General features: G+C 63.9%; 21 protein-coding genes. 5 read left to right on the forward strand and 16 right to left on the reverse strand.

From position 1 onward, the window contains the following. The first annotated feature begins 195 nt into the window (after positions 1-195). The 3 genes from HGI47_RS15610 to HGI47_RS15620 are packed head-to-tail and all read left to right on the forward strand — an operon-like array spanning position 196 to position 2,234. Positions 196-1,668 carry an aldehyde dehydrogenase gene (locus tag HGI47_RS15610; RefSeq protein WP_168853691.1) on the forward strand — a complete coding sequence of 491 codons (1,473 nt, stop codon included), beginning with the start codon at positions 196-198 and terminating at the stop codon, positions 1,666-1,668. A gap of 48 nt (positions 1,669-1,716) precedes the next feature. Next, entirely contained in the window at positions 1,717-1,971 is a 255-nt protein-coding gene (locus HGI47_RS15615) for a type II toxin-antitoxin system prevent-host-death family antitoxin (protein ID WP_168853692.1), read from the forward strand. Further along, entirely contained in the window at positions 1,968-2,234 is a 267-nt protein-coding gene (locus HGI47_RS15620; RefSeq protein ID WP_168853693.1) for a Txe/YoeB family addiction module toxin, read from the forward strand. Before HGI47_RS15615 ends, HGI47_RS15620 begins: the two co-directional genes overlap by 4 nt. Position 2,235: 1 nt before the next feature. Here the strand turns inward: HGI47_RS15620 and HGI47_RS15625 are convergent, their stop codons facing one another. The 13 genes from HGI47_RS15625 to HGI47_RS15685 form a co-directional block, all read right to left on the reverse strand. Next, positions 2,236-3,372, reverse strand: coding sequence for an FAD-binding oxidoreductase (locus HGI47_RS15625; RefSeq protein ID WP_168853694.1), 1,137 nt, complete (start codon positions 3,370-3,372; stop codon positions 2,236-2,238). Then, positions 3,369-4,742: an NAD(P)/FAD-dependent oxidoreductase gene (locus tag HGI47_RS15630; RefSeq protein ID WP_168853695.1), complete on the reverse strand. Its 1,374-nt coding sequence runs from the start codon at positions 4,740-4,742 to the stop codon at positions 3,369-3,371. Before HGI47_RS15630 ends, HGI47_RS15625 begins: the two co-directional genes overlap by 4 nt. Continuing rightward, positions 4,739-5,047, reverse strand: coding sequence for a (2Fe-2S)-binding protein (locus HGI47_RS15635; protein WP_168853696.1), 309 nt, complete (start codon positions 5,045-5,047; stop codon positions 4,739-4,741). Before HGI47_RS15635 ends, HGI47_RS15630 begins: the two co-directional genes overlap by 4 nt. Further along, positions 5,044-6,792 carry an ABC transporter ATP-binding protein gene (locus HGI47_RS15640; protein WP_168853697.1) on the reverse strand — a complete coding sequence of 583 codons (1,749 nt, stop codon included), beginning with the start codon at positions 6,790-6,792 and terminating at the stop codon, positions 5,044-5,046. Before HGI47_RS15640 ends, HGI47_RS15635 begins: the two co-directional genes overlap by 4 nt. After that, positions 6,789-7,613: an ABC transporter permease gene (locus HGI47_RS15645; RefSeq protein WP_168853698.1), complete on the reverse strand. Its 825-nt coding sequence runs from the start codon at positions 7,611-7,613 to the stop codon at positions 6,789-6,791. The genes HGI47_RS15640 and HGI47_RS15645 overlap by 4 nt, the downstream gene beginning before the upstream one ends. After that, positions 7,610-8,593 carry an ABC transporter permease gene (locus HGI47_RS15650; protein ID WP_168853699.1) on the reverse strand — a complete coding sequence of 328 codons (984 nt, stop codon included), beginning with the start codon at positions 8,591-8,593 and terminating at the stop codon, positions 7,610-7,612. The genes HGI47_RS15645 and HGI47_RS15650 overlap by 4 nt, the downstream gene beginning before the upstream one ends. Further along, positions 8,593-10,134 (reverse strand): ABC transporter substrate-binding protein, encoded by a 1,542-nt coding sequence (locus tag HGI47_RS15655; protein WP_240950221.1) that lies wholly within the window; start codon positions 10,132-10,134, stop codon positions 8,593-8,595. The genes HGI47_RS15650 and HGI47_RS15655 overlap by 1 nt, the downstream gene beginning before the upstream one ends. Next, the gene (locus HGI47_RS15660; RefSeq protein WP_168853700.1) at positions 10,131-11,414 is read right to left on the reverse strand and encodes an FAD-binding oxidoreductase; all 1,284 of its coding nucleotides are present in this window, start codon (positions 11,412-11,414) and stop codon (positions 10,131-10,133) included. Before HGI47_RS15660 ends, HGI47_RS15655 begins: the two co-directional genes overlap by 4 nt. Before the next feature lie 3 nt (positions 11,415-11,417). Beyond that, entirely contained in the window at positions 11,418-12,092 is a 675-nt protein-coding gene (locus HGI47_RS15665) for a haloacid dehalogenase type II (RefSeq protein WP_168853701.1), read from the reverse strand. Positions 12,093-12,257: 165 nt separating this feature from the next. Then, the gene (locus HGI47_RS15670; RefSeq protein WP_168853702.1) at positions 12,258-13,187 is read right to left on the reverse strand and encodes a glyoxylate/hydroxypyruvate reductase A; all 930 of its coding nucleotides are present in this window, start codon (positions 13,185-13,187) and stop codon (positions 12,258-12,260) included. A gap of 97 nt (positions 13,188-13,284) precedes the next feature. Then, on the reverse strand, positions 13,285-15,447 hold the full coding sequence (locus HGI47_RS15675; protein ID WP_240950222.1) for a TonB-dependent siderophore receptor: 2,163 nt from the start codon (positions 15,445-15,447) through the stop codon (positions 13,285-13,287). A 302-nt stretch (positions 15,448-15,749) separates the two neighbouring features. After that, on the reverse strand, positions 15,750-16,958 hold the full coding sequence (locus tag HGI47_RS15680) for a DUF1624 domain-containing protein (protein ID WP_168853704.1): 1,209 nt from the start codon (positions 16,956-16,958) through the stop codon (positions 15,750-15,752). A gap of 24 nt (positions 16,959-16,982) precedes the next feature. Next, the gene (locus tag HGI47_RS15685; RefSeq protein ID WP_168853705.1) at positions 16,983-17,735 is read right to left on the reverse strand and encodes a DUF4198 domain-containing protein; all 753 of its coding nucleotides are present in this window, start codon (positions 17,733-17,735) and stop codon (positions 16,983-16,985) included. A 223-nt stretch (positions 17,736-17,958) separates the two neighbouring features. Between HGI47_RS15685 and HGI47_RS15690 the strand changes: the two genes are divergently transcribed. Continuing rightward, positions 17,959-18,420: a DUF2721 domain-containing protein gene (locus HGI47_RS15690; protein WP_206066229.1), complete on the forward strand. Its 462-nt coding sequence runs from the start codon at positions 17,959-17,961 to the stop codon at positions 18,418-18,420. Positions 18,421-18,427: 7 nt separating this feature from the next. Here HGI47_RS15690 and HGI47_RS15695 read toward each other — a convergent pair whose 3' ends face one another. The 3 genes from HGI47_RS15695 to HGI47_RS15705 are packed head-to-tail and all read right to left on the reverse strand — an operon-like array spanning position 18,428 to position 20,695. Continuing rightward, positions 18,428-18,721, reverse strand: a complete 294-nt coding sequence (locus HGI47_RS15695) for a polyhydroxyalkanoic acid system family protein (RefSeq protein ID WP_168853706.1) — start codon at positions 18,719-18,721, stop codon at positions 18,428-18,430. Further along, positions 18,721-19,476, reverse strand: coding sequence for a hypothetical protein (locus tag HGI47_RS15700; RefSeq protein ID WP_168853707.1), 756 nt, complete (start codon positions 19,474-19,476; stop codon positions 18,721-18,723). The genes HGI47_RS15695 and HGI47_RS15700 overlap by 1 nt, the downstream gene beginning before the upstream one ends. Before the next feature lie 7 nt (positions 19,477-19,483). Next, positions 19,484-20,695: a toxic anion resistance protein gene (locus tag HGI47_RS15705; RefSeq protein ID WP_168853708.1), complete on the reverse strand. Its 1,212-nt coding sequence runs from the start codon at positions 20,693-20,695 to the stop codon at positions 19,484-19,486. A gap of 126 nt (positions 20,696-20,821) precedes the next feature. Here HGI47_RS15705 and HGI47_RS15710 point away from each other — a divergent pair, with 126 nt between their 5' ends. Continuing rightward, the gene (locus tag HGI47_RS15710; protein WP_206066230.1) at positions 20,822-21,553 is read left to right on the forward strand and encodes an SDR family NAD(P)-dependent oxidoreductase; all 732 of its coding nucleotides are present in this window, start codon (positions 20,822-20,824) and stop codon (positions 21,551-21,553) included. The last annotated feature ends 169 nt before the right edge of the window (positions 21,554-21,722 follow it).

Genomic DNA, 21,722 nt, shown 5'->3' on the forward strand with positions numbered 1-21,722 from the left:
CCCGGATCAAACTGGAGAGTGGGTACGCAAGGCACCCTTTGCAGCTTCAGGGTCTAAACAGCCGCCACCAACATGAGGTGCCGGTTTTGCATTTTATTCGGAACATTATCGCGCCGCATAGCGCCCTATTGCCGCACCGATTGCGCAAAGCACGGCATAGACTGCCGCATCCCCTGCACAACCGGAACACCTTCGATGAGCCTGTTCGATCCCGATAGCATCCGCCCCGCGCTGGCCGCCAATTTCATCGGCGGAATGCCGGTTGTCGGGCGCGGCCACAGCTTCATGGTCACGCGCCCATCGGACGGCGGGATGCTGGGCGAATTGCGCTCCGCCGATATGCAGCAACTGGCCGATGCGGTGGGAAATGCCGCGCTGGCACAGAAAGCCAGCGGTTGGGGCACGATGGAACCGCGTGGGCGAATGCGCCTGCTGCGCCGGTGGGCCGACCTGATCGAAGCCGACGCCGATACCCTCGCCCCGCTGGAAGCTGTGGGATCAAGCCGCACGCTGGCTGAAATCCGTAGCTGGGACTTGCCCTATACCGCCGAATGCATTCGCTTCTTTGCCGAATTTGCCGACAAGCACGGGGGCGAAATCGGCGCGACCACGCCTGATAAACTCGGCTTCACCCTGACCCAGCCCTATGGCGTGGTGGGGGCGATTGCGCCGTGGAACCTGCCGCTGGTCATGGCTGCATGGAAGCTCGGCCCCGCGCTGGCGGCGGGCAATGCGGTGGTGCTCAAGCCATCCGAACTCACCCCGTTTTCGGTGGTGCGCCTTGCCGAACTGGCGGTGGCGGCGGGCCTTCCGGCGGGCGTGTTCAACGTCGTTCAGGGCGGCGGCGCGGATGTGGGCGATGCACTGGTGCGGCATACGGCGGTGGGCAAGGTCAGCTTCACCGGCTCCACCCGCACCGGCCGCGCCATCATGGCCGCCTGCGCCCAAACGGGACCAAAGCCTTCGACACTGGAACTTGGCGGAAAAAGCCCGCAACTGGTCTTTGCCGATGCCGATCTGGCCAAGGCATCGGCGCTAGTCGCGCGCGCCATCACGCTCAACGCCGGGCAGGTCTGCGTGGCGGGATCGCGCCTGCTGGTGCAGGACAAGGTGCGCGATGAAGTGGTGGACCGCCTGACCGCCGCGTTCGAAGCGCACCACTTGGGCACGACATGGGATCAGGGCACCACGATGGGGCCGATCATCTCGGAAGGCCAGCTTGCCCAGATTGACGGCATCGTCCAGCGCGCCCGTGCTGCCGGGGCAGAAGCGGTGACCGGCGGCGCGCGGGCAACATCGCCCCAATCGGGCAGCTTCTATCAGCCCACGCTGCTGGCTGGCGTGGCAGCAGACAGCGAAGCCGTGCAGGGCGAAATCTTCGGCCCGGTGCTGACCGTGCAGTCCTTTGCCGACGAGGAGGAAGCCATCGCGCTGGCCAACGGCACCGCCTATGGCCTTGCCGCAGGCGTCCACACCAACGACCTGTCGCGCGCAATGCGTGCGGTGCGAGAGCTTGAAGCGGGCACGGTATGGGTCAACCGCTATGGCCGCTCGGACGATTTCATCCTGCCCACCGGCGGCTTCAAGCAATCGGGCGTGGGCAAGGATCTGGGCCGCGACGCCTATCTCGCATCGTGCAAGGTCAAGACTGCGCTGATCCAGATCTGATTGCATTTGTACAAAATTTGGTACATAAACGCAGCAAGGAGACTTGCCGTGGACGTGATCAGCTATTCCGATACCCGTGCGCATCTGAAGGACGTGATGGACCGCGTGGTGGAAGATCGCACGCCCGTTGTGATCTCCCGGCAAAAGGCGGAATCGGTCGTGATGATCTCGCTGGCGGACTGGAATGCCATCGAAGAAACGATGCACCTGCTTTCATCGGCAGGCAACGCGGCGCGGCTCAAATCCGCCATTGGCCAGCTTGACGCCGGAAAAGGCCAGACACGAGAGCTGATTCAGCCGTGAAACTGGTTTTCGCGGATGCAGCCTGGGAAGATTACCTGCACTGGCAAGCCACCGCGCCCAATGTGTTGCAGCGGGTGAACGATCTGATCAAGGAATGTCAGCGCACCCCATTCAAGGGCACGGGCAAGCCGGAACCGCTGAAAGGCGATCTCAAGGGCTGGTGGTCACGCCGGATCACGCTGGAAGACCGGTTGGTCTATCGCGTATCCGGCAGTCTGCCCGATCAGCAGTTAGAAATCGCGCAGTGCCGGTTTCACTACTGAATTACGCAAACCGCTTGATCGAATAGCCCTCAATCGGAATGTCGGTATGCCCCGTGGCGATCAGTTCGGCCATCGTCTCGCCCACGCCGGGGCCGATCTGGAACCCTGAGCCGGAGAAGCCGAAGGCATAGAACAGGCCGGGCACGGTGCCGCTCGGCCCCATCACCGGCAGGCTATCGTCGGTATAGCCTTCGATGCCCGACCACACGCGGATCACCTGCAATTTCGCCAAAGCAGGCGCAAGGCGGCGCAAGTGGTGGAACTGGGTCATCGTGTTCTGCGGCATTACATAGGCGCGATATTCGTCCGGGTAAGAAGGAGCGCGCGTGGAGCCGCCCAGCACGATATTGCCGCGTGCGACCTGCCGGAAATAGACGGTTTCCACCTCGTCAGGCGTCATCACCCCCACGGCGGGCAGGATGGCGTAGGGCACAGGTTCGGTCACGCTCATCGTCGGCGCGCGGGGGGTCAGCTTCACCGGCTCGCCAAACTGGCTGACGATCTTGCCGGCCCATGCACCCGCCGTCACCAGCAGCGTCGGTGCGCGGAAGCGGCGGCCATCTTCGGCTTCCAGTACGAAGTCCTCACCGATCTTGGCGGCGTGAACGATCTTCGTATCCTCAACCACCTGCGCCCCCAGCTTCATCGCCGCGCGGGCAAAGGCGGGTGCGGCAAGGCGCGGGTTGGCGTGACCATCCAGCGCGGAATGCGATCCAGCCAGCACGTCTGCCCCCAACCACGGAAACCGCTCGCGCAGCACGTTGCCCGACAGCAGCTCAAGATCGAGGCCTTCTTCGCGCGCCTGCGCGGCGTATTCCTCCATCTTGCCGACGTTTTCGGGCCGATCGCGGAAGCACACGCGGATGTGGCCGTTCTGCAGGTATTCGACGTCCGCGCCGAGCAGCTCGTTGGCGCTGCGCCAGATACGGCTTGCCCGGTTGGCCAGCGGCAACTGGCTGATCGGACGGCCTTGACGGCGCACGTTGCCAAAGTTGGTGCCGCTCGCCTGCCGCCCCACTTTGTCGGTTTCCAGCAGGACCACCGAAAGCCCGCGCTGCGCAAGGAAGAACGCGGCGGAGCAGCCCATCAATCCGCCACCGATAATCGCAACGTCTGCGGTACTTTCAGCGGCACTCATACGTCGGTCCTCGCTGTGCCAACAGGGATCGGTTTGACCGGTGCCTGCCCGCGCAAGCGCCCGGCGCATTCCACCGGCTCCCCGCGCAAGGCAGCGACGATTTCCGCCGAAGCATTGCCGCAATAGCGCCCCTGACAGCGCCCCATGCCCACGCGGCTGAACGCCTTGGCCCGGTTGGTTTCGGTAGCATAGGCCTCGCTCACGCTGGCGCGCAGCGTGGCGGCGGTCACGCCTTCGCAACGGCAGACCACCGTGCTGTCCGCCGTATCGGCAACGAACTGGTGCGGCCAGGGGAATGCCTCGGCCAGCCCTTGCGCAAACCGCACATAACGCACGCGTTCTGCGCGCAGGTGACGGCAACGGTCCTTGTCCACTGCCACGCCCATATCGGCCAATGCCGCCAGCGCAGCCAGTTCCCCGGTCACTTCGGCTGATCGCGCGCCCAGAACTTTCGCGCCATCGCCCGCAAGGTACAGCCCCGGCACATGCGCGCGGCCATCGCCGTCGATTTCCGGCAGCCACTGCCGCGTCGCCTTGTCGAAGGCGAAGCTGGCGCGGGCGAGGTCGGCAATCTGGGTTTCTGGCCGCAAGTGCCAGCCCATCGCCACGGCATCGCATTCGAAATGCCGCAGCGTGCCCGATGCGGTGCGGATGGTCACGCCCGATACGCCGGTTTCAGGATCGCCGGTGATCTCGGCAGGAGTCATGCCCGAAAGCACCGTCACGCCCGCACGCTTAAGCGCCAGCGTCAGCTTCATGCCCTGCCACAACAGGTCGGGCTGCTCCGCCAGCTTGGGCAGCGCCTTAACCCGGCCCGCAAAGGGCGAGGTATCGAGCACGGCCACGACATTCGCGCCCGCCTTCACATACTGCGATGCCACCAGATAGAGCAGCGGCCCGGTGCCCATGAACACCACTGCCCCGCCAATACTGCATGCCTGCGCTTTGAGCGCCACTTGCGATCCGCCCAGCGAATAGCATCCCGCAAGCTGCCAGCCGGGCACCGGAGCCAACCGGTCAGTCGCGCCCGAACAGACGATCAGCCGATCATAGGGGATCGCTTCCGTCTCCCCCGCCCGCGTGGCCCAGACGTGGCCTTCCGCAACATTCCACACCAGCGTTTCGGGGCGATAGTCAATATGCGGCAACAGCGCATCGAACGCTCGGTGGACGGCAGCCGCGCGATGGGCTTCGGAGCCATAGAGCGTATCGTAGCTACGCTTGAAATGGTCAGGCTGGCGGCGATATATCTGCCCGCCCGAACGGCGACCTTCGTCGATCACGACCGGGAGCACGCCAGCTTTCACCAGCGCTTCTGCCGCGCGCACGCCCGCAGGCCCCGCGCCCACGATCACTACCTGTCCGTTCATGGTGCCACCGCCCAGTCCGCCGTCAGCGGCTGCGTCGAAATTGCAAGGCCCTCGGCCACCTCGGTCGAACAGGCGCGAAAGGCATTGCCATCAGCATCGCGCACCCAGCAATCCTGACACGCGCCCATCAGGCAAAAGCCCGCCCGCCGCTCCGGCCCGAACTCCGCGCTGCGCAGGGCATGGCCATTGGCGAGCATCGCCACCATCAGCGTATCGCCCGTCAGCGCGGTAATGTCGCTGCCATCGACAGTCAGCCGCACCGGCGCGCGGTCAGTCTCGTCAAGGCGGCGGAAGCGGCCGGTCATGCGGTCAATTCCTCCAGATCATGCAGTTCGTGATGGCACAGCAGGGCAAGGCCGTCTGCGGTCCTGACGAGCGGCGGCTCGGCATTGCACTTCCCACTCACCGCCACCGGACAGCGCGCAAGGAAGCGGCAAAGATCATCCCCCGCCTGCCCCGGCAGAACGCCCGCACGCGGGCTGGCGTGTTCCAGCCATCCGGCGCGCATTTCCGGTACAGAGGCCATCAGCAGGTCCGTATAGGGATGGTGTAGCCCGCGTGCGAAAGCCGCCGCGTCTGCCTGCTCCACCGCCGTCCCGCCATAAAGCACCAGCACGGAATCGCAGAAGGCGCGCACCGTGGAAATGTCGTGGCTGATAAACACCGTGGCGATGCCCAGATCGCGGCGCAATTCGTCGATCAGTTCAAGGATCGCTGCGCCCACCACCGTATCAAGCGCCGATGTCACCTCGTCACACAACAGCACATCGGGCCGGGCGGCCAGCGCGCGGGCAAGGTTCACGCGCTGCTTCTGCCCGCCCGAAAGCTGGCGCACGTTGCGATCCGCCACGCTTGCCGGAAGGCGGATCAGATCGAGCAGGCGGGCAACTTCGGCCTGCGCCTCTGCCCCTTTCAGCCCGTGATAGAACGCCAGCGGACGCGCAAGCGTCTGCCCCACCGTATGCACCGGATTGAGCGCGGTATCGGCGTTCTGGAACACCAGTTGCACGCGGCGAAACTGTTCGCGCGTGCGGCCTTCCAGCCCTTTGGGCAATTCCTGCCCATCGATGCTGACAGACCCCGCACCGCGCGGCAGCAGCCCCGCAATCACGCGCGCCAGCGTGGATTTGCCCGAACCCGATTCCCCGATCACCCCCAGCGTCGCGCCTTTGGCAAGGGTTAGCGAAATGTCGCGCAGCACCGGCACTTTACCATAAGCGGCGTGGACACCTTCGACCTTGAGCAAGGGCGTCTGGTCCGCCATCGCAGGCGCGATGCGCGCATGGGGCCGCGCCGCCGCCATCAGCGTGCGTGTGTAATCGTCAACCGGGGCATGAAGGATCTGCTCTGCCGCGCCCTGTTCGCGCGTGCGCCCCTGATTCAGCACCAGAATGCGGTCTGCCATCTGCGCCACCACGGCCAGATCGTGGCTGACATAGATCGCCGTTGCGCCCACCGCGCTGATCGCGGCCTTGAAGGCTTTGAGCACTTCGACTTGCGTGGTCACGTCCAGCGCGGTGGTCGGCTCGTCCAAGATCACCAGTTCGGGCCGCGTGATCAGCGCCATCGCCGCCATCAACCGCTGCAACTGCCCGCCCGAAAGCTGGTGCGGATAGCGCGCGCCGATGGTGTCCGCGAACGGCAGCGCCAGTGCGCGAAACAGCTCGACCGCGCGGGCCTCTGCTTCCGCCTTCGAGGCCAGACCATGCACCAGCAGCGGTTCAGTCACTTGCGCCATGATCGTGCGCGATGGGTTGAACGCCGAAGCCGCGCTTTGCGCAACATAGGCCACCCGCCGCCCGCGCAAGGCCTGAAGCCCCGCCTCGTCAAGCTGGTCCACCCGCGTTTCGCCCAGCCGCACTTCGCCGGTGATCGTCGCGCCAAAGCGGGAATGGCCCATCAGCGCCAGCGCGATGGTCGTCTTGCCCGAACCTGATTCCCCGATCAGCGCCAGCACCTGCCCGCGCTCGATCTCGAACGAAACGCCATCAACGATGGCCTTGTCGCCCGCAGTGATGCGCAAGTCCTTTACCGAAACATGCGGGCTCATCCCTGCTTCTCCGCAGGTTTCAGCGCATCGATCAGCAGGTTGGCCCCCACCGTCAGCGTGGCGATGGCAAGGGCGGGCACGATGATCGCGGGCGCGCCATCGGTCAGCCCCGAAATATTCTCGCGCACCAGCGATCCCAGATCGGCGTGCGGCGGTTGCACGCCAAGGCCAAGGAACGACAGGCCCGACAGCAGCAGCACGATGAACACGAACCGCAGGCCGAAATCCGCCAGCAGTGGATGGATCATGTTCGGCAGCACTTCCCGCAAGGCAATGTGCAGGCCCCCCTCACCCCGCGCCCGCGCTACGGTCACGAAATCGAGCGAGACGACATTCACCGCCAGCGCCCGCGCGATGCGGAAGTTGCCGGGGACATAAGTGATCGCGGTGATGGTCAGCAGCAGCCCCAGCGAAGACCCGAAGGCCGCGACCATGACCAGCGCGAAGATCTTCGACGGGATCGAAATCAGCGTATCCATCGCCCGCGAAAGCACCTCGTCCACCCAGCCCCCACGCACCGCAGCGGTCAGCGCCAGCGACGTGCCGATGGCGCAGGCCAGCAGCGCCGCGCCAACGCCGAGAAACACGGTGTAGCGCGCCCCCCACAACAGGCGGCTCAGCACATCGCGGCCAAGGTAATCGCTGCCGAGGAGGAATCTGGCCGAGAAGCCGGAGAACACATCGTAATCGACGAAGGCTCCCACCGGATGCGGCGCGAACAGCGGCCCGAGCAGCGCTGCCGCCAGCCAGAACAGCACCAGTCCCAGCCCGATCCGGCCCGAAAGCGGCAGCCCCTTGGCAAAGGCGATGAACCGGCTCATTGCGCGCGCAGCCTTGGGTTGGCGAGGATCGCCACAACATCGGCCACCAGCACCAGCGCCAGATAAATGCCGCAGAAGATCATCGCGCAGGCCTGCAACAGCGGCATGTCGCGGCTTGTCACCGCGTTGACCATCAGGCTGGCAAGGCCGGGGAAATTGAAGATCGTCTCCACGATGATCGCCCCGCCAAGCAGATAGGACAGCGAAAGCGCCACCGCGTTGACGATGGGCCCGACGGCATTGGGCATGACATGGGCCATCACCACGCGGCGGAACGGCACGCCCTTCAGCCGCGCCATTTCCACATAGGGGCGGTCAAGCTGATCGGCCACCGCAGCGCGCGTCATCCGCGCCATCTGCGCCACGACGACCACGGCCAGCGAAAGCACCGGCAACGCGCACGACCGCATCGTGTCCCACAGGCTCGCTTCCTCGCTCACCAGCGCGATGGACGGCAGCCACAGCAGCTTGACCGAGAACACCAGCACGCCCAGCGTCGCCACCAGAAATTCAGGCACCGCCACGGCGGAAAGCGTCAGCACGTTGAGCGTGCGGTCCAGCCGCCCGCCGCGATTGATGGCCGATACGATGCCGATGGCCAGCGCCAGCGGGACCGAGACGAGCGCAGTGAACGCCGCCAGCATCAGCGAATTGGGCAGGCGTTCGGCAATCACATCGCGCACGGGCATGTTCGCCACCAGCGATTGCCCCGGGTCGCCTTGCAGCATCCCGCCCAGCCATGTGGCGTATCGCGTCAGCGCAGGCCGGTCGAGGCCCATCTCGTGCCGTAGCGCGGCCACCTGTTCGGCCGTGGCGCTCTGCCCCAGCGTTTCCTGCGCGGCATCGCCCGGCAGCAGGCCCGATATCGTGAAGACCACCACCGACACCAGCAGCAGCGTGATCAGCGCAGAACCGATGCGCTTGGCCAGAAGCGGCAGCACACCAGACAGTGCAGACCGAGGAGCGACCGAGCCAGCCATCAGGCGTCCCACCACGCATATTCGGCAAAGCGATAGCCCATCAGCCCGCCCAGCGGGATCGCGGTCATCCCCTTCAGCCGCCGGTCATGCCCGTCCAGCATGTGGATGAACACCGGGATGGCCACGCCGCACTGGTCATGCACCAGTTGCTGCATCTCGCCGTAAAGTTCCTTGCGGCGCGCCTCGTCCGCATCGGCGCGGGCCAGCGTCAGCAACTGGTCAAAGCGGGGGTTCTTCCACCCGCTTTCGTTCCATTCGGCGTCCGACCGGAAAAACTGGCTGAACACCAGATCCGCCGTGGGCCGGGGATTGGTGTTGCCGAAGCTCATCGGGTGCTTCATCCAGTGCGTGGACCAGTATCCATCGGCGGGCATCCGGTTCACCGCGAAGTCCAGCCCGGCCTGCGCACCATATTCCTGCAGGACCGAAGCCATATCGACCGAACCTGCCGCTGCGGGCGAACAGTAGATCGGCAGGCGCACACCTTTCAGGCCAGAGCGCGCGATGTGCCACTTCGCTCGATCCAGATCGAGCACGGTCTGCGGCACGGCGGGGTTGTAATAGGGATGAAATGGCGGGATCGGCTGATCGTTGCCGATGGTGGCATAGCCCCGGAACAGAGCGCGCTTGATCAGCGGGCGGTCGATCAGGTGCTTGATCGCGGCCACGAAATCGGGATTGCCGGTGGGCAACTCGGTCTGCCGCATGATCAGATCGGTGTAGAGCGGCGAAGGCGTGGTCAGGATGCCATGCCCCGATGACCGCTCGATCCGCCGCGTGGACAGCGGCTGCACGGCGATGATCAGTTGCACGTCGCCCGCCAGCAGCGCATTCACCCGGCCAATCTCGTCGGGAATGGCAATGATCTCTATCCGGTCGAGATAAGGTTCACCATCGCGCCAGTATTCGGGGTTGCGCGTCACCACGGTGCGCACGCCGGGGCGGAAATCGGCAAGGCGGAACGGCCCGGTCCCATTGCCAGTGGGCTTGGCCTCGCCCGCCGGGACGATCAGGAAATGCGATTGCGAAAGGATCGCCGGAAGATCGGCATTCGCGCCTGCCAGCGTGATGATCACGCCATGCCGCCCATCGGCCCGCACATCGGCAAATTGCTTGGCGATAGAGGCGACTTTCGACCCCAGCTTGGGATCAAGATGGCGTTGCAGCGAATGCACCACGTCGGCGCTGGTCAATTCCCGGCCATCGGCAAAGCGCACCCCGCGCCGCAGCGCGATGGCCCAAGTGATGCGATCTGTCGTTTCGATGCTCTGCGCCAGAAACGGACGCGGGCGCAGATCCGCTTCCATGCGGGTCAACCCACTGTAGAGGCAGAAGTGCCGCACATAGTCGGTCGCCATAGCGCCCTTGGCGGGATCGAGCGTGTCTGCGGTGGACGATGATTGCATCGCCACGCGGATCGATCCGCCCTGCCGTGGCAGTGCCCGCGCCGGTCCGACAAGACCGGGCAGCGCCAGCGCGCCTGCGCTGGCCAGACCTGCTCCGATCAGGCCGCGTCGGCTGAGATGCAGCGGCGCGCTCAATGCAACCAGTCCTGCAGGCGATACCACGCGCCTACCATCGGCAGGAACCACGGCTTGCCCAGATGGCCGGGGATCGCGGGCCACGAAAGGTCGGCAAAGGGATTGGCCGCCACATCGCCGCCCATTACGCGGGCCATGCGTTCACCCATCGCGGTGGCCATCTGCACGCCGTGGCCGCTGTATCCCATCGCATAGAACAGCCCGTCATGCTCGCCCGCGCGCGGCAGACGGTCCGCCGTCAGGTCAATCGCTCCGCCCCAGCACGCGGCCACGCCGATGCCGGACAGCTCCGGGAACATCTCGCGCAGTTTGGCCTCAAGGATGCGGCCAGACTTCGCATCCGACGCCGGGTTCGACAGCGCAAACCGCGCCCGCCCGCCAAAGATCAGGCGGTTGTCGGCGGTCAGGCGGAAGTAATTGCCGATGATCCGGCTCGTCACATAATTGCGCCGGGTAGGGAAAAGATGTGCCGCCAGATCGGCAGGCAGCGGGTCGGTGGCGATCACGAAGCTGCCCACCGTCACGATACGGCGACGGAACCACCCGAACGGCGGATAAGGGCTGTTGCCCCCTGTCGCGACCAGAACCTGCTTCGCCCGCACGGAGCCGCGCGGCGTGGTCAGCTTCCATCCAGCGCCCGCGCGCTCCAACCCTTCGACCGGCGCGTTTTCCCATATCCGCGCGCCCGCCCGCACTGCCGCTTGCCCAAGGCCAACGCCCAGCTTGCCGGGATGCAGTTGCGCGCTCGTCGTCTGCACCAGCGCGCCGTGGAAGCCTTGGGCGTTGATCTCGCCCGCAAGCTCACCGGGGCCGACGATCAGGACATTGGGGTCCACTTCCTTGAGCAGCAGCGCGTGCGCGGCTTCCAGTTTGGGAAAGTGTTCGGGCTTCGCCGCCAGCTTCGCGCGCCCGCAGCGGGTGAAATCGCAATCGATCCCCTCACGCGCGGCGATGCGGCCTACCGTCTCGACCGCTTCGACATGCGCCAGATACCACTTGCGCGCCAGATCGACGCCGTGGGCCGATGCCAGCGCGCCGAAATCATGCGCAGTCCCGGCATTGCACTGCCCGCCATTGCGCCCCGATGCCGCGCCCGCAATGCGCCCCGCCTCGAACAGCATGACGCTAGCCCCACTGCGCGCCAGTTCCAGCGCGGCGGACAGGCCGGTAAAGCCGCCGCCGATCACGGCAACGTCGCAATCGCCCTCGGCACGGCCCTGCTCACCACCTGCAAAGGGCGGCGTGCTGGATTGCCAGTAAGAGAGCGACTGCGGCTGCATCGATCAGAGGCCCACCACAGCGGGAAGCGCGCCGATGTGCGGAATTTCCACATCGCGATAGTTACCGTTCGAAGGTTCGTGCCCACGCCCCACGAACACCCGGCAGCCAAAGCCAAGGTCGGTCGCGGTATTCTGATCATAGCGGAAGCTGGATGACACGTGCATCCCCACCTCCGGCCCCATGCCAAGCTGGTCGAACATATATTCGAACGCCTGCATCCGCGGCTTGTAGGCCTGCGCGCTTTCGGCGGTATAGACGCGGTGGAACGTCGCGCCCAGCATTCCCACGTTCGACATGATCTGGCTGTTCATCGCGTTGGACAGGATCACAAGCGGGATCTTGTCGCAGATCTTGGAAAGCCCGCCCGGCACGTCCTCATGCGGCCCCCAGGTCGGCACCGCTTCATAGATCGCATCGGCATCGGATGCGCGGAACTCCACGCCCCACTTCTTCGAACAGCGCTCAAGCGAATTGGCGATCACATCGCGATAGGGCTTCCACGCGCCCAGCACTTCATCAAGGCGATAGGCGCCCCAGTCCTTGCAGAACTTCGGCAGCGCTTCGGCGGGCAGACGGTCGGCATAAAGCGCCGTTGCCATCTCGGTCATGCGGAAGCGGGTCAGCGTGCCGTAGCAGTCGAAGCTGATGAACTTGGGGGTGAAGACGGCGGTGCTCATGGCTGGCGTCGATCCTGTGTCTGAAGCCCCCCGGACGATGCCGGACGGCGGCCTTTGCTGATGTGATAGCACCATTCCCAAGGCGGAACTTGCACCCGTTCGGCATAACTCCGAACCCCCTCGCGCACTTTTTGCGCCGCACATCACGGCATGTCGTGCTGCGTCTCAATAACCGCGGGTGCGGTCCACTTCGCCCAGCAGTGGCTCGCCCGCCAGCAATCGCAGCACATTGTCGGCCAGAACCTCTCCCGCCGTGTCGTGGCGCGTCTCTGCGGCAACATGCGGCGTCAGGAAAATCGCGGGATGGCTGTATAAAGTGTGGCCCTCCGGCAGCGGTTCAGGCACGGTCACATCCAGCATCGCGGCGCGCAACTGCCCGGAATCGAGCGCTGCGATCAGATCGTCTGCCACCAGATGCCCGCCCCGTCCCGCGTTTACCACGGCACTGCCGCGCGGCATCTTTTCAAAGGTTTCACGGCACAGAATGCCGCGCGTCTCGTCCGTCAGCGGCAGCAGGCACACAAAGATGTCCGCCTGCGCCAGAAACGCATCGAAGCCATCGGCCCCGGCAAAGCACGTCACGCCATCAATCTGATGCGCGCTGCGGCTCCAACCCGATAGCGGAAAGCCCAGCGGCTTCAGCATTTCCAGCGCCGCCCTGCCCAGTTCGCCCAGCCCCATCACGCCCACGCGCGTTTCGCTCGCCAGCCGGGTGTGGCGATAGGTCCAGCGCCCTGCGCGCTGCTCGGTGATGAAGAACGGCAGATCGCGGTGCAGTGCAAGGCAGGCCATCGCCACATATTCGGCCATGCCGGTGATTATGCCCTGCTCCACCATGCGCACCACGCGCACCTGCGGCGGCAGCGCATCCAGCGGCAACTGGTCTATCCCCGCGCCGACGCTGAACAGCACTTCAAGGTTCGGGAACTGCGCGATGAAATCGGCAGGCGCATTCCACGCCGCCAGCCAGCGCACGTGCGCCGGATCGACTGCATCGCGCCCCCAGCGGCGAAATGCCAGTTGCGGCACCCGCGCGGCAAAAATATCGGCCCAGATCGCTCCGCGCGCCTCAAGCCCGTGATAGAGGAAAGTCATCGATCAAGCGTCCTTCGGGCGCAGTATCATGTCAACGGCGCGCAAACGAAAGGGCAGGCAGGCCAAACGCCCACCTGCCCCCGCGTCATTCACACCCTCAGAACGAGAAGGTCGCCCGCACGTTGAACGCGCGCGGCGCGCCCGGTGCGATCCACTGCCGCGAATAGGACGCGGTGTAGAACTCCTTGTCGAACAGGTTGGTCACGTCCGCCGTCAGCTTCACGTTATCGGTCGGCTCATAGGTGGCCATCAGCCGCGCGATGACATAGCCCGGCAGTTCGAACGCCGTGCCCGTTTCGCCCAGCCGCTTGCCGACATAGTTCACGCCAGCGCCAAGGCTGAACCGCTGGTCCCCGATCACGAAGCCCTTGTTCACGATCAGGTTGGCCGCGTGCTTGGGGATGTTGATCAGCCGGTCACCCGGATTGATCGTCAGGCCGAAGTCCTTGTCGCCCGCCGCCGTGGTCCATTCGGCATCGAGGAAGGCATATGTCGCGATGACGGTGATGTCGCCCGGCAGGTTGGCGTTGAAGTCCATCTCGATCCCGCGCGAACGGGCCGCCCCGCCTGCGATGGAGAACCCGGCATTGGCCGGATTGGGATCGGAGGTGAGGATGTTGTTCTTCTTCATCGTGAAGGCCGCGATTGAACCGCTCAGCGGTCCGCCCGGCTCACCCAGGCGCAGGCCCACTTCGTAGGACTTGCTCATTTCCGCCGGGAACGGACGGCTGAGCGCGTCCACGCCGCTGTTCGGGCGGAAGCCTTCGCCATATCCGGCAAAGACCGAAACGTCGTCGTTCACTTCATAGAGCACGCCACCGGTCGGGCTGAACTGTTCGATGTGGACGCGGGTTGTGGCGTTGGTGTTCCGGTTCAGCACGGTCTGGCGGTAATTGTCGTAACGCCCGCCAAGGCGAACTTTCAATTGGTCCGTCAGATCGATCTGATCCTGAAAATAGGCGCCCCACGCCTTTTGCGTTTCATAAGTGTTGGTCAGCGGCGTCGCGCCCAGCGCCAGCGTCTGCCCATAGACCGGGTTGAAGATATCGACGGCATAGTTTGCCGCCGTTACCGCAGCGCCCGTGGTGTAGTTCGCCGGGCGACCGCGAAGCTGCACCAGATCGATGCGGAAGCGGTCCCAGTCTGCTCCCACCAGCACGTGGTGCGTGATGCCGCCGGTGTAGAACTTGCCGGAGATTTCGCCGCGCACCACCATGTTGTCGGTGCTGTAATCGCGCGAACGGCGCTGGCGGGCAAGGAAGTTGCCCGGCTTGCCCAGCGTCTGGCGGCGGTTGGTGCCCAGCGGATCGAGTTCGGCTTCGCTGGAAAGCCCGGAAAATTCGGTTTCGCGATAGCCGAAGCCTGCCAGAAAATACCAGTCGCCGCCCAGCTTCTGCTGGAACTGCACCTGATGGCCCAGCACCTGCACGCGCATCCGCCCGTCGCCCGGCTCACCAAAGAAGGTGGACCGGTCCACCACGCCCAACTGGCCGTTCACCGCAATCGTGCCGCGATCAAACGGCACGCGATTGTCCATGAATTCCAGTTCATAGGACAGGCTGGTGTCGTTGCTCGGCTTGAACATGATCGAAGGGTTGGCGGTATAGAGCGTTTGGCGCACCGTATCACGGAAGCTGTCGCCATCCTGCGCTGCGCCGTTCAGGCGGATTGCCACGGTATCGCTGATCGAAAGGTTGTAGTCCGCCTCGACGCGATAGGTGTTCCAGCTTCCGCCCTGGACCGCAAAGGTGCCGAAGGTTTCGCCCACCTTGGCCTTCTTGGTGATGATGCTGATCGTGCCACCCGGCTCGCCACGCCCGAAGACCGCGCCGTTCGGGCCTTTCAGCACTTCGATCTTCTCGATGTTCGAAGCATCGCGCGGGCCGCCATAACCACGGCCGCCGTTGAACCCGTTGACCAGCACGCCACCGGCAAAGTTTTCGTCCCCGGCAAAGCCGCGAATGGCAAAGCCATCGAACAGGCCGCCGAAGTTGTTCTGGCGCGAAATGCCGCTCGAAAGATCAAGCGCGGTGTCGAGCCGGGTAATATTGAGGTTTTGCAGCGTCTTGGCATCGATCACCTGCACGCTTTGCGGAATGGCCGAAAGCGGCACGTCGCCGCGATATTGCTGACGCTGGCCGATCACCACCATTTCTTCGGCAGGTGCAGCCTCATCGACGGCGGTGCTCTGCGCCTGCACCATCTGCGGCATCGCTCCCATTGCCACGCTGAAAAACAACGCGGCCTTTACTGCGGACATTTTCTTCATCGCAACTTCACCCCTCGTCTGTGATGCGTATGTACGACCCGCTCATGCAATGTAACAATGTTACATCATCGACAAGCGAAATCGCGGTTCGAGCCGTCCTGCGGTTTATGTTTATGTGTCGAGCCTATGCCCCTGCAGACGAATCTTGCGTCGAAGCAGCGGGGCGTGGCGGGTTATTATTGTGAAATGTTGGTGACACTGGCGTTTTGTGCCGTCTCTGATTTGTCGCAAATCGTTCGCAAAAAGGCCGGGGTTTTAGCCCCGGCCTTCGCGTGTTCCGCTTGTTCGCAACCCTAAAGGTACTTGAGCCACCAGATATCCTTGCGCCGCTGCTTCACCCCGGAAAACCAGCGCGTGGGCAGGTAAAGCGGCACCACCAGCAGGGCCACCCATATCCACACCGTCGAGAGATTATCGACGCCGAACACCGTGCCCTTCACCGGCCCGTACAGCGCCAGTGCCACGTGGTAGATGCCCTTCAGCACATAAAGATGCAGGATATAGAAGAACATCGGTGCCCCGCCGAGATAGGCCAGATGCGGAAGCGCGGCGCTGTCCTGATATTTCTCGAACAGCGCCAACAGCAGCACGCCCGTGCCGACCGTGGGCAGCAGGAACAGCAGCGACGGCGGATATTTGGTCAACGCCAGAAAGCTCATCACCGTGCGCAGCGGCGTTTCGGCAATGAACCACGGCTTGTCGCCATAGAAATTGAGATAGCGGATCACCACGAAAGCGCCGATCATGCCAAGACCCAGCCACACCAGCCGCTTAAGCCGCAGCGCAGGATCGCTCCCCTTGGCGAACCACGGCCCGGCGGCATAGCCCAACACGATCACGCCGATCCACGGCAGGACCGGATAGGTCGTCTTGGCGGTCAGCCCCAACCCAAGATCGATCACCGAACGCTGGTGCAGCACCGCCCAGATCGCATAACCGCTGTCTTCCGGCGTCAGCACGATGCCGTCGAGCAGGTTGTGCAGCGCCACGATGGCCAGTCCCAGACCGAACTGCGCCTTGCGCGGCAGATAGATCAGCCCCGATAGCGCGACCATCGCAATCCCGATGGCCCAAATCACCTGCAGCCAGAACCGCGCGGGCGGAAATTCAAACGTCTGCGTCGGCCATGCAAGACAGATGACGGTAAGTTCGAGGAATATCAGGAACAGCCCGCGTTTGAGCAGGAACTCGCTGACTTCCTTCTTTGTGCGCGACTGACCATAGAGCCATGCCGAAAGGCCGGTGAGTGCCACGAACGTCGGCGCGCAGAAGGTCGACAGCAGGCGCGTGAAGAACAGCCCCGGATCAGTGGTGTTCGCATCCACCGGATCGCTCACCTGCAAGTGCAGGAAGAACGTTTCGCGCACATGGTCCACCAGCATGAACAGCATGACCAGCCCCCGCAACGCATCAATCGCCAGCAGGCGCGTGCGCACCGCTGCAGGGTTGGCGGGAATGGGGGTGAGCGCGATGCCCGGCGCGTTTGCGGCAAGTGTGGTCATGTCGGTTCCTACCCGTGCGATCTGTTATTCTTCTTCGTGCGGCAAGACGAAGGAAAGCGATGCGCTGTGCTCCATTCGTTCGTACTTCGCCGGATTGTCGCTCGGTGTCACCAACACACCCATCAGCACGTTCAACCCCTGATTGCGCACCGGCACCGTGGCATATCCATCGGCATCGGTCTTTGTCTGAACATGATCGGGATCGTTCACCCAGTCGGCAAGGATCGACACGCCGCTTGCGGGCTTTCCTTCGAAATATGCGCGGATGCGCAGCGGCTGGCCCATTTCCTGCGGGATCGCGGTGCCGACCGGTACGATCTGCAACCGGTGGCCAGCAATCATCGGCACCGCCTGTTTCGGCAGGCTGGCCAAATGGACCGCATATTTGAAATTGTGTTCCGAAACGACGGCACCAAGTACTTCGTCACGCCCCTTGTTGTGCCACGTTCCGGCCTTGTCCTTGCTCCACATGCCGTAGTCCATGACCGCTGCGACCAAAACCGCCGGACGCTCGCTTTCGACCACCGGGACGATCCCCGCCGCACGCAGCTTTGTCGGCACCGGTTTGCCCGCCGCGTCAAGACCGGTCACCGCATTAATCAGCGGCAGGCGCTTTACCGCATCAAGATCATCCGATCCCACACCATAGATCAGCGCAAGCTGCTTTGCGCGCTGGGCAAACCAGATGCCGTGGGCCTGCGCGGCACTGCTACCCAGCGCCGCCATCATCGTCGCCACGGCGACCCCTGCTGAAACGTAACGGGAAACCTTGCGCATCTTGCACCTCCAGATGGCATCCCGGCCAGCTCCCGACCGGATGTGTCCAATATGGCAAGCTTATGACTCGGCGGCAGCGGATCGTGTCGAAGATGGTGGTCTGCCAGCATGATCGTGTCGGCTTTGCCCGCCGCCAAAGCACAATCGAACCGCAGACGTATCCACCTTGCTGCGGGTGCCAAATACGTGGCAAGGCGTTGGCCAGCTTAGCCGAGGCCCGACCATGAACCCCGCCCATACCGGCGTGATCGCCCAGACCATCCAGCTTGCACTGGCCCCTGTCTTCGTGCTGGTGGCCATCGGCAACATCATGAACATCCTGACGACGCGCCTTGGCCGCATCGTTGACCGTTCGCGCACCTTACAGGGCAAGCACGCCGAAACCACAGGGCGCGATCACGACGTGGTGGTGATCGAACTGCGTTATGTCGACCGGCGCATCCATCTGATCGGGCGGGCGCTGCTGCTGCTGGTGCTGTCGGGCCTTGCCATCGGTGTTACCGTAGGGTCGCTGTTCATTGGCGAGATGGCGAGTCTGGAACTGCGCAACCTGACCGGCGTGACCTTTTTCGTCGCCATCGCACTGCTGATGGTAGCGCTGGTCTATCTGCTGCTGGAAACCCGCATCGCCGCCAGTTCGCTGCGCCTGCCGCAGGAACTGCTGGAGCTTGAGCGGGATATATAGTCCCGCTTCAGGTCAGGAGCTTCGCGCTCTTTTCGCGGATCACGCCTTCGATCATGCGCTTGGCAAAGCCGAGGCTGGCGGGCAGGTCAACTTCGACGACCAGTTCCTTTTCCGCCAGTTCCACCCCGCAATCAAGCGTGTAGCCCATCGCGCTGACGGTCATCACCATGTGATCTTCGTCGGTGAAAGCGGTGGTCACGGTGGCCATGCCATCAGCCTTTGCTGCTGCCTGCGCGGCCTTTTCACGCAGGCGCTTGCGGGCTTCGTCACGGTCGAGCGTGTGGGGAATGGCGATGCGCATCAGGGGGCCTTCGGTGCTTCCAACTGAGGCGACGCCTCTAGACCCTCACCATAGCGGTAGTCCAGAAAGCGCCCGCGCACCGCCAGCGCATCGAGATCGCCCGACGCGAGTTGGCGGGTGATCGTGTCGATTTCGGTGCTGATCTTGCCGAGGCCATCGGCAAGCTGTTGATCGGCGTTGCGTCCGCCGCGCTCTTCGCGCCGCAGGTGGGCAGGAATCTTGCGGTAGCTTTCGACCATGCCGGGAAGATGTTCGCCCACCAGCTTGCGCACTTCGGCAACGGCGGGTTCGGCAGGATCGATGCCTTCAAGCTGCAGACCCAGCCCATCGAGCTGCACGCCGATCTGGTCCACCAGTTGCACCGCCGGCGCGGGCAGTGCGGGGCGCTGCGCTTCGAGCCAGAGTTCGGTGCGGCCGACCATCGTGCGCACATCGCCGGTGTTGAGCGCGGACAGAGCGGGTACTTTCATCTTCGGGAACGTGGCGAAGAACCACAACGCCGCCACGATGGACAGGCCGAGCACCATCACGCCGGTAAAGCCGATGCCATCAAGCACTAGCCCCGCCGTCATCGCCGCCACCATCAGCACGCCAACCGCCATCGCCATGCGCGCGGCCTTCTTGCCGATGTGCTGGCGCTTCATTTCGGCAGAGCGCCGCCCGATGCTGCGCCGCCCGCCCGCCTGCTGGCGCGTGAGCGAGGTGCGGGCTTCGGACAGAATCCGGTCGCTTTCATGTGCCGGGGAGTTGGCCATCGAAGGATCAGCCCTCCAGCGTCAGCAGCGGCGAGGTATCTGGCCCCGCCAGCTTCGCCTGCGCCGCGCCTTCGGCCCGCGCGATATAGCCCTTCGACTTTTCCACTTCGCCCGAAAGCGTATCGACCGTCTGCTTCATCGCATCCAGTGCCTTCAGCTTGAACGTATCGATGGTGTCCATCGTATCGTAGATGTTCTGGAAAGCGCGTTGCAGCGTTTCCAGCGGGATCGTGCTGGAAACCGCCATTTCGTGAATCTTGCCGGTCTGTTCGCGCAGCAGCTTGCCGGTGGAATCGATCATGTTCGCGGTGGTGGTGTTGAGCGCGGTGATCTGTTGCAGCACAAGGCGCTGGTTCGTCATCGCCTGCGCGACAGTGACCGCCGTGCGCAGCGCTGCGACAGTGGTGGTGCTGGCGCGGTCCACGCCCTTCACAAGTTCGACGTTGTTCTTCTTGACCAGATCGAGTGCGAGATAGCCCTGCACGGTTACGGCCATCTGCGTGAGCAGATCCTGCGTGCGCTGGCGAGTGTAGAACAACGCACTTTCACGGATCGCCTTGGCCTTGGCAGGATCGGTGTGATCGAGATCGGCGGCGGCGTCTTCCAGTTTCGCGTCGAGCGTTTTGGAGATGTGGATCATCTGTTCCAGATTGCCCATCGCCTCCCACAGCTTCTGCCGTTCGACATCGATGGCCGCATTGTCCATCAGCAGTTCGTCCTTGCCCGACGACAGCCGTTCGAGGATCGCCTTGATGTGACCCTGCGCCGATGTGTAGCCATCGAAATACTTCTTCAGGCTATTGCCGAAAGGAATGATGCCCAGGAACTTGCGGCCCGTGGACAGCTTTCCCTGCTTGCCGGGATCGAGTTCCTCCACCGTGCGGCGCAGCGCGGCAAGGTCTGAGCCGACGCCGGTGTCCTTGTCCATCGCGCGGACCGGGCGATCCAGGAAGCGGTTCGACATGCCTGCCGCTGCCGCAATTTCCTTGCGGCCCATGTTGGTGAGCTGATCGACCTTCTTGCCGAATTCCGGGCTTTGCGCATCGACTGCAATGAGATCGTCCACGAACGCATCGACCTTGGATTCCAGCTTGCTGCGGTTCTCGTCCGAAACGGGGACCAATCCCGCCGCTTGCGCAGGCGCGACCACGGGCACCGGATCGGGGGGCGTGAGCGTGATCGGCGTCATCGTGGTGGTCTCGGTCGAGGTAGAGGCCATTGTCAGTCCAGCTTTCGTGTTGGGGCAATTGGCAACATGGTATGTCGTACGCCCTCGTGCAAGCTGTCTTATAACGGCAATACAGCCGGGCCTTGTGCCATATCGACGGACAGCGCATCGGGTTCCATGAACGGCGATATGGAAAACGGATTGCGATGCGCGGTGTTTGGCGCGAGCGGCGGGATCGGCGCGGCGCTGGTAGAGCTGTTGGCAGCGCGCGGGGACGTGTCTGAGGTTCACGCGCTGGCGCGCAAGGAACTGTCCTACAACGGAAAAATTGTGCCGCATCGCTTCGATTTGGCTGACGAGGAATCGATTGCACAGGCCGCAGCAGCGATGAGCGCGCCGCTCGATCTGGTGATCGTGGCGACGGGACGACTGGTGCGTAAAAATGGAACCGGACCTGAGAAATCGTGGCGGGCGCTGGATGCGGCGGGCATCGCTGAACTGTACGCTGTGAATGCCATCGGCCCCGCGCTGATCGCAAAGCATGTGCTGCCGCTGTTGCGCAAGGACGGTCGCCCGGTGTTTGCAGCGATTTCGGCGCGGGTCGGCTCGATCACGGATAATCGTTTGGGCGGGTGGCACGCCTATCGCGCATCGAAGGCGGCGCTCAATATGATGGTGCGCAATTTCGCCATCGAACTGGGGCGGCTGAACCCGGTGGCGCTGGCCGTTTCGCTGCATCCCGGCACCGTCGACACGGAGCTATCACGACCATTTCAGCGCGGCGTGACACCGGAAAAGCTGTTCACGCCGGAACAGTCTGCGCGGCACCTGTTGACGGTGATCGACGGTTTGACGCCCTTCGACAGCGGCAAGCTGTTTGCTTGGGATGGGACCGAACTGCCATTCTGATGCAAGGCTGCATCCGGTGGCGTTCCGTAACACGACTGAGGCCCCCGCCTTCGCGGGGATGCAGAGGTTTATCCGCTGGCGAGTGCGGACGGTTACGCCTTGGGAAATCGCAAACAAGTCGCGCGATCGGCGCGGCGCCGTGCGTGGCGCGCGGGCGAGAGCGCGTATC

The organism is Novosphingobium sp. ERN07 (assembly GCF_012641335.1).
Classification (GTDB): Bacteria; Pseudomonadota; Alphaproteobacteria; order Sphingomonadales; family Sphingomonadaceae; genus Novosphingobium.

What these genes read in the sequence shown, in the direction of transcription:
- HGI47_RS15610 (WP_168853691.1), top strand. Translation starts at nt 196, where the DNA reads ATGAGCCTGTTCGATCCCGATAGCATCCGCCCCGCGCTGGCCGCCAAT.
- HGI47_RS15625 (WP_168853694.1), bottom strand. Translation starts at nt 3,372, where the DNA reads ATGAGTGCCGCTGAAAGTACCGCAGACGTTGCGATTATCGGTGGCGGA.
- HGI47_RS15630 (WP_168853695.1), bottom strand. Translation starts at nt 4,742, where the DNA reads ATGAACGGACAGGTAGTGATCGTGGGCGCGGGGCCTGCGGGCGTGCGC.
- HGI47_RS15635 (WP_168853696.1), bottom strand. Translation starts at nt 5,047, where the DNA reads ATGACCGGCCGCTTCCGCCGCCTTGACGAGACTGACCGCGCGCCGGTG.
- HGI47_RS15640 (WP_168853697.1), bottom strand. Translation starts at nt 6,792, where the DNA reads ATGAGCCCGCATGTTTCGGTAAAGGACTTGCGCATCACTGCGGGCGAC.
- HGI47_RS15645 (WP_168853698.1), bottom strand. Translation starts at nt 7,613, where the DNA reads ATGAGCCGGTTCATCGCCTTTGCCAAGGGGCTGCCGCTTTCGGGCCGG.
- HGI47_RS15650 (WP_168853699.1), bottom strand. Translation starts at nt 8,593, where the DNA reads ATGGCTGGCTCGGTCGCTCCTCGGTCTGCACTGTCTGGTGTGCTGCCG.
- HGI47_RS15660 (WP_168853700.1), bottom strand. Translation starts at nt 11,414, where the DNA reads ATGCAGCCGCAGTCGCTCTCTTACTGGCAATCCAGCACGCCGCCCTTT.
- HGI47_RS15665 (WP_168853701.1), bottom strand. Translation starts at nt 12,092, where the DNA reads ATGAGCACCGCCGTCTTCACCCCCAAGTTCATCAGCTTCGACTGCTAC.
- HGI47_RS15670 (WP_168853702.1), bottom strand. Translation starts at nt 13,187, where the DNA reads ATGACTTTCCTCTATCACGGGCTTGAGGCGCGCGGAGCGATCTGGGCC.
- HGI47_RS15675 (WP_240950222.1), bottom strand. Translation starts at nt 15,447, where the DNA reads ATGTCCGCAGTAAAGGCCGCGTTGTTTTTCAGCGTGGCAATGGGAGCG.
- HGI47_RS15680 (WP_168853704.1), bottom strand. Translation starts at nt 16,958, where the DNA reads ATGACCACACTTGCCGCAAACGCGCCGGGCATCGCGCTCACCCCCATT.
- HGI47_RS15685 (WP_168853705.1), bottom strand. Translation starts at nt 17,735, where the DNA reads ATGCGCAAGGTTTCCCGTTACGTTTCAGCAGGGGTCGCCGTGGCGACG.
- HGI47_RS15690 (WP_206066229.1), top strand. Translation starts at nt 17,959, where the DNA reads ATGAACCCCGCCCATACCGGCGTGATCGCCCAGACCATCCAGCTTGCA.
- HGI47_RS15695 (WP_168853706.1), bottom strand. Translation starts at nt 18,721, where the DNA reads ATGCGCATCGCCATTCCCCACACGCTCGACCGTGACGAAGCCCGCAAG.
- HGI47_RS15700 (WP_168853707.1), bottom strand. Translation starts at nt 19,476, where the DNA reads ATGGCCAACTCCCCGGCACATGAAAGCGACCGGATTCTGTCCGAAGCC.
- HGI47_RS15705 (WP_168853708.1), bottom strand. Translation starts at nt 20,695, where the DNA reads ATGGCCTCTACCTCGACCGAGACCACCACGATGACGCCGATCACGCTC.
- HGI47_RS15710 (WP_206066230.1), top strand. Translation starts at nt 20,822, where the DNA reads ATGAACGGCGATATGGAAAACGGATTGCGATGCGCGGTGTTTGGCGCG.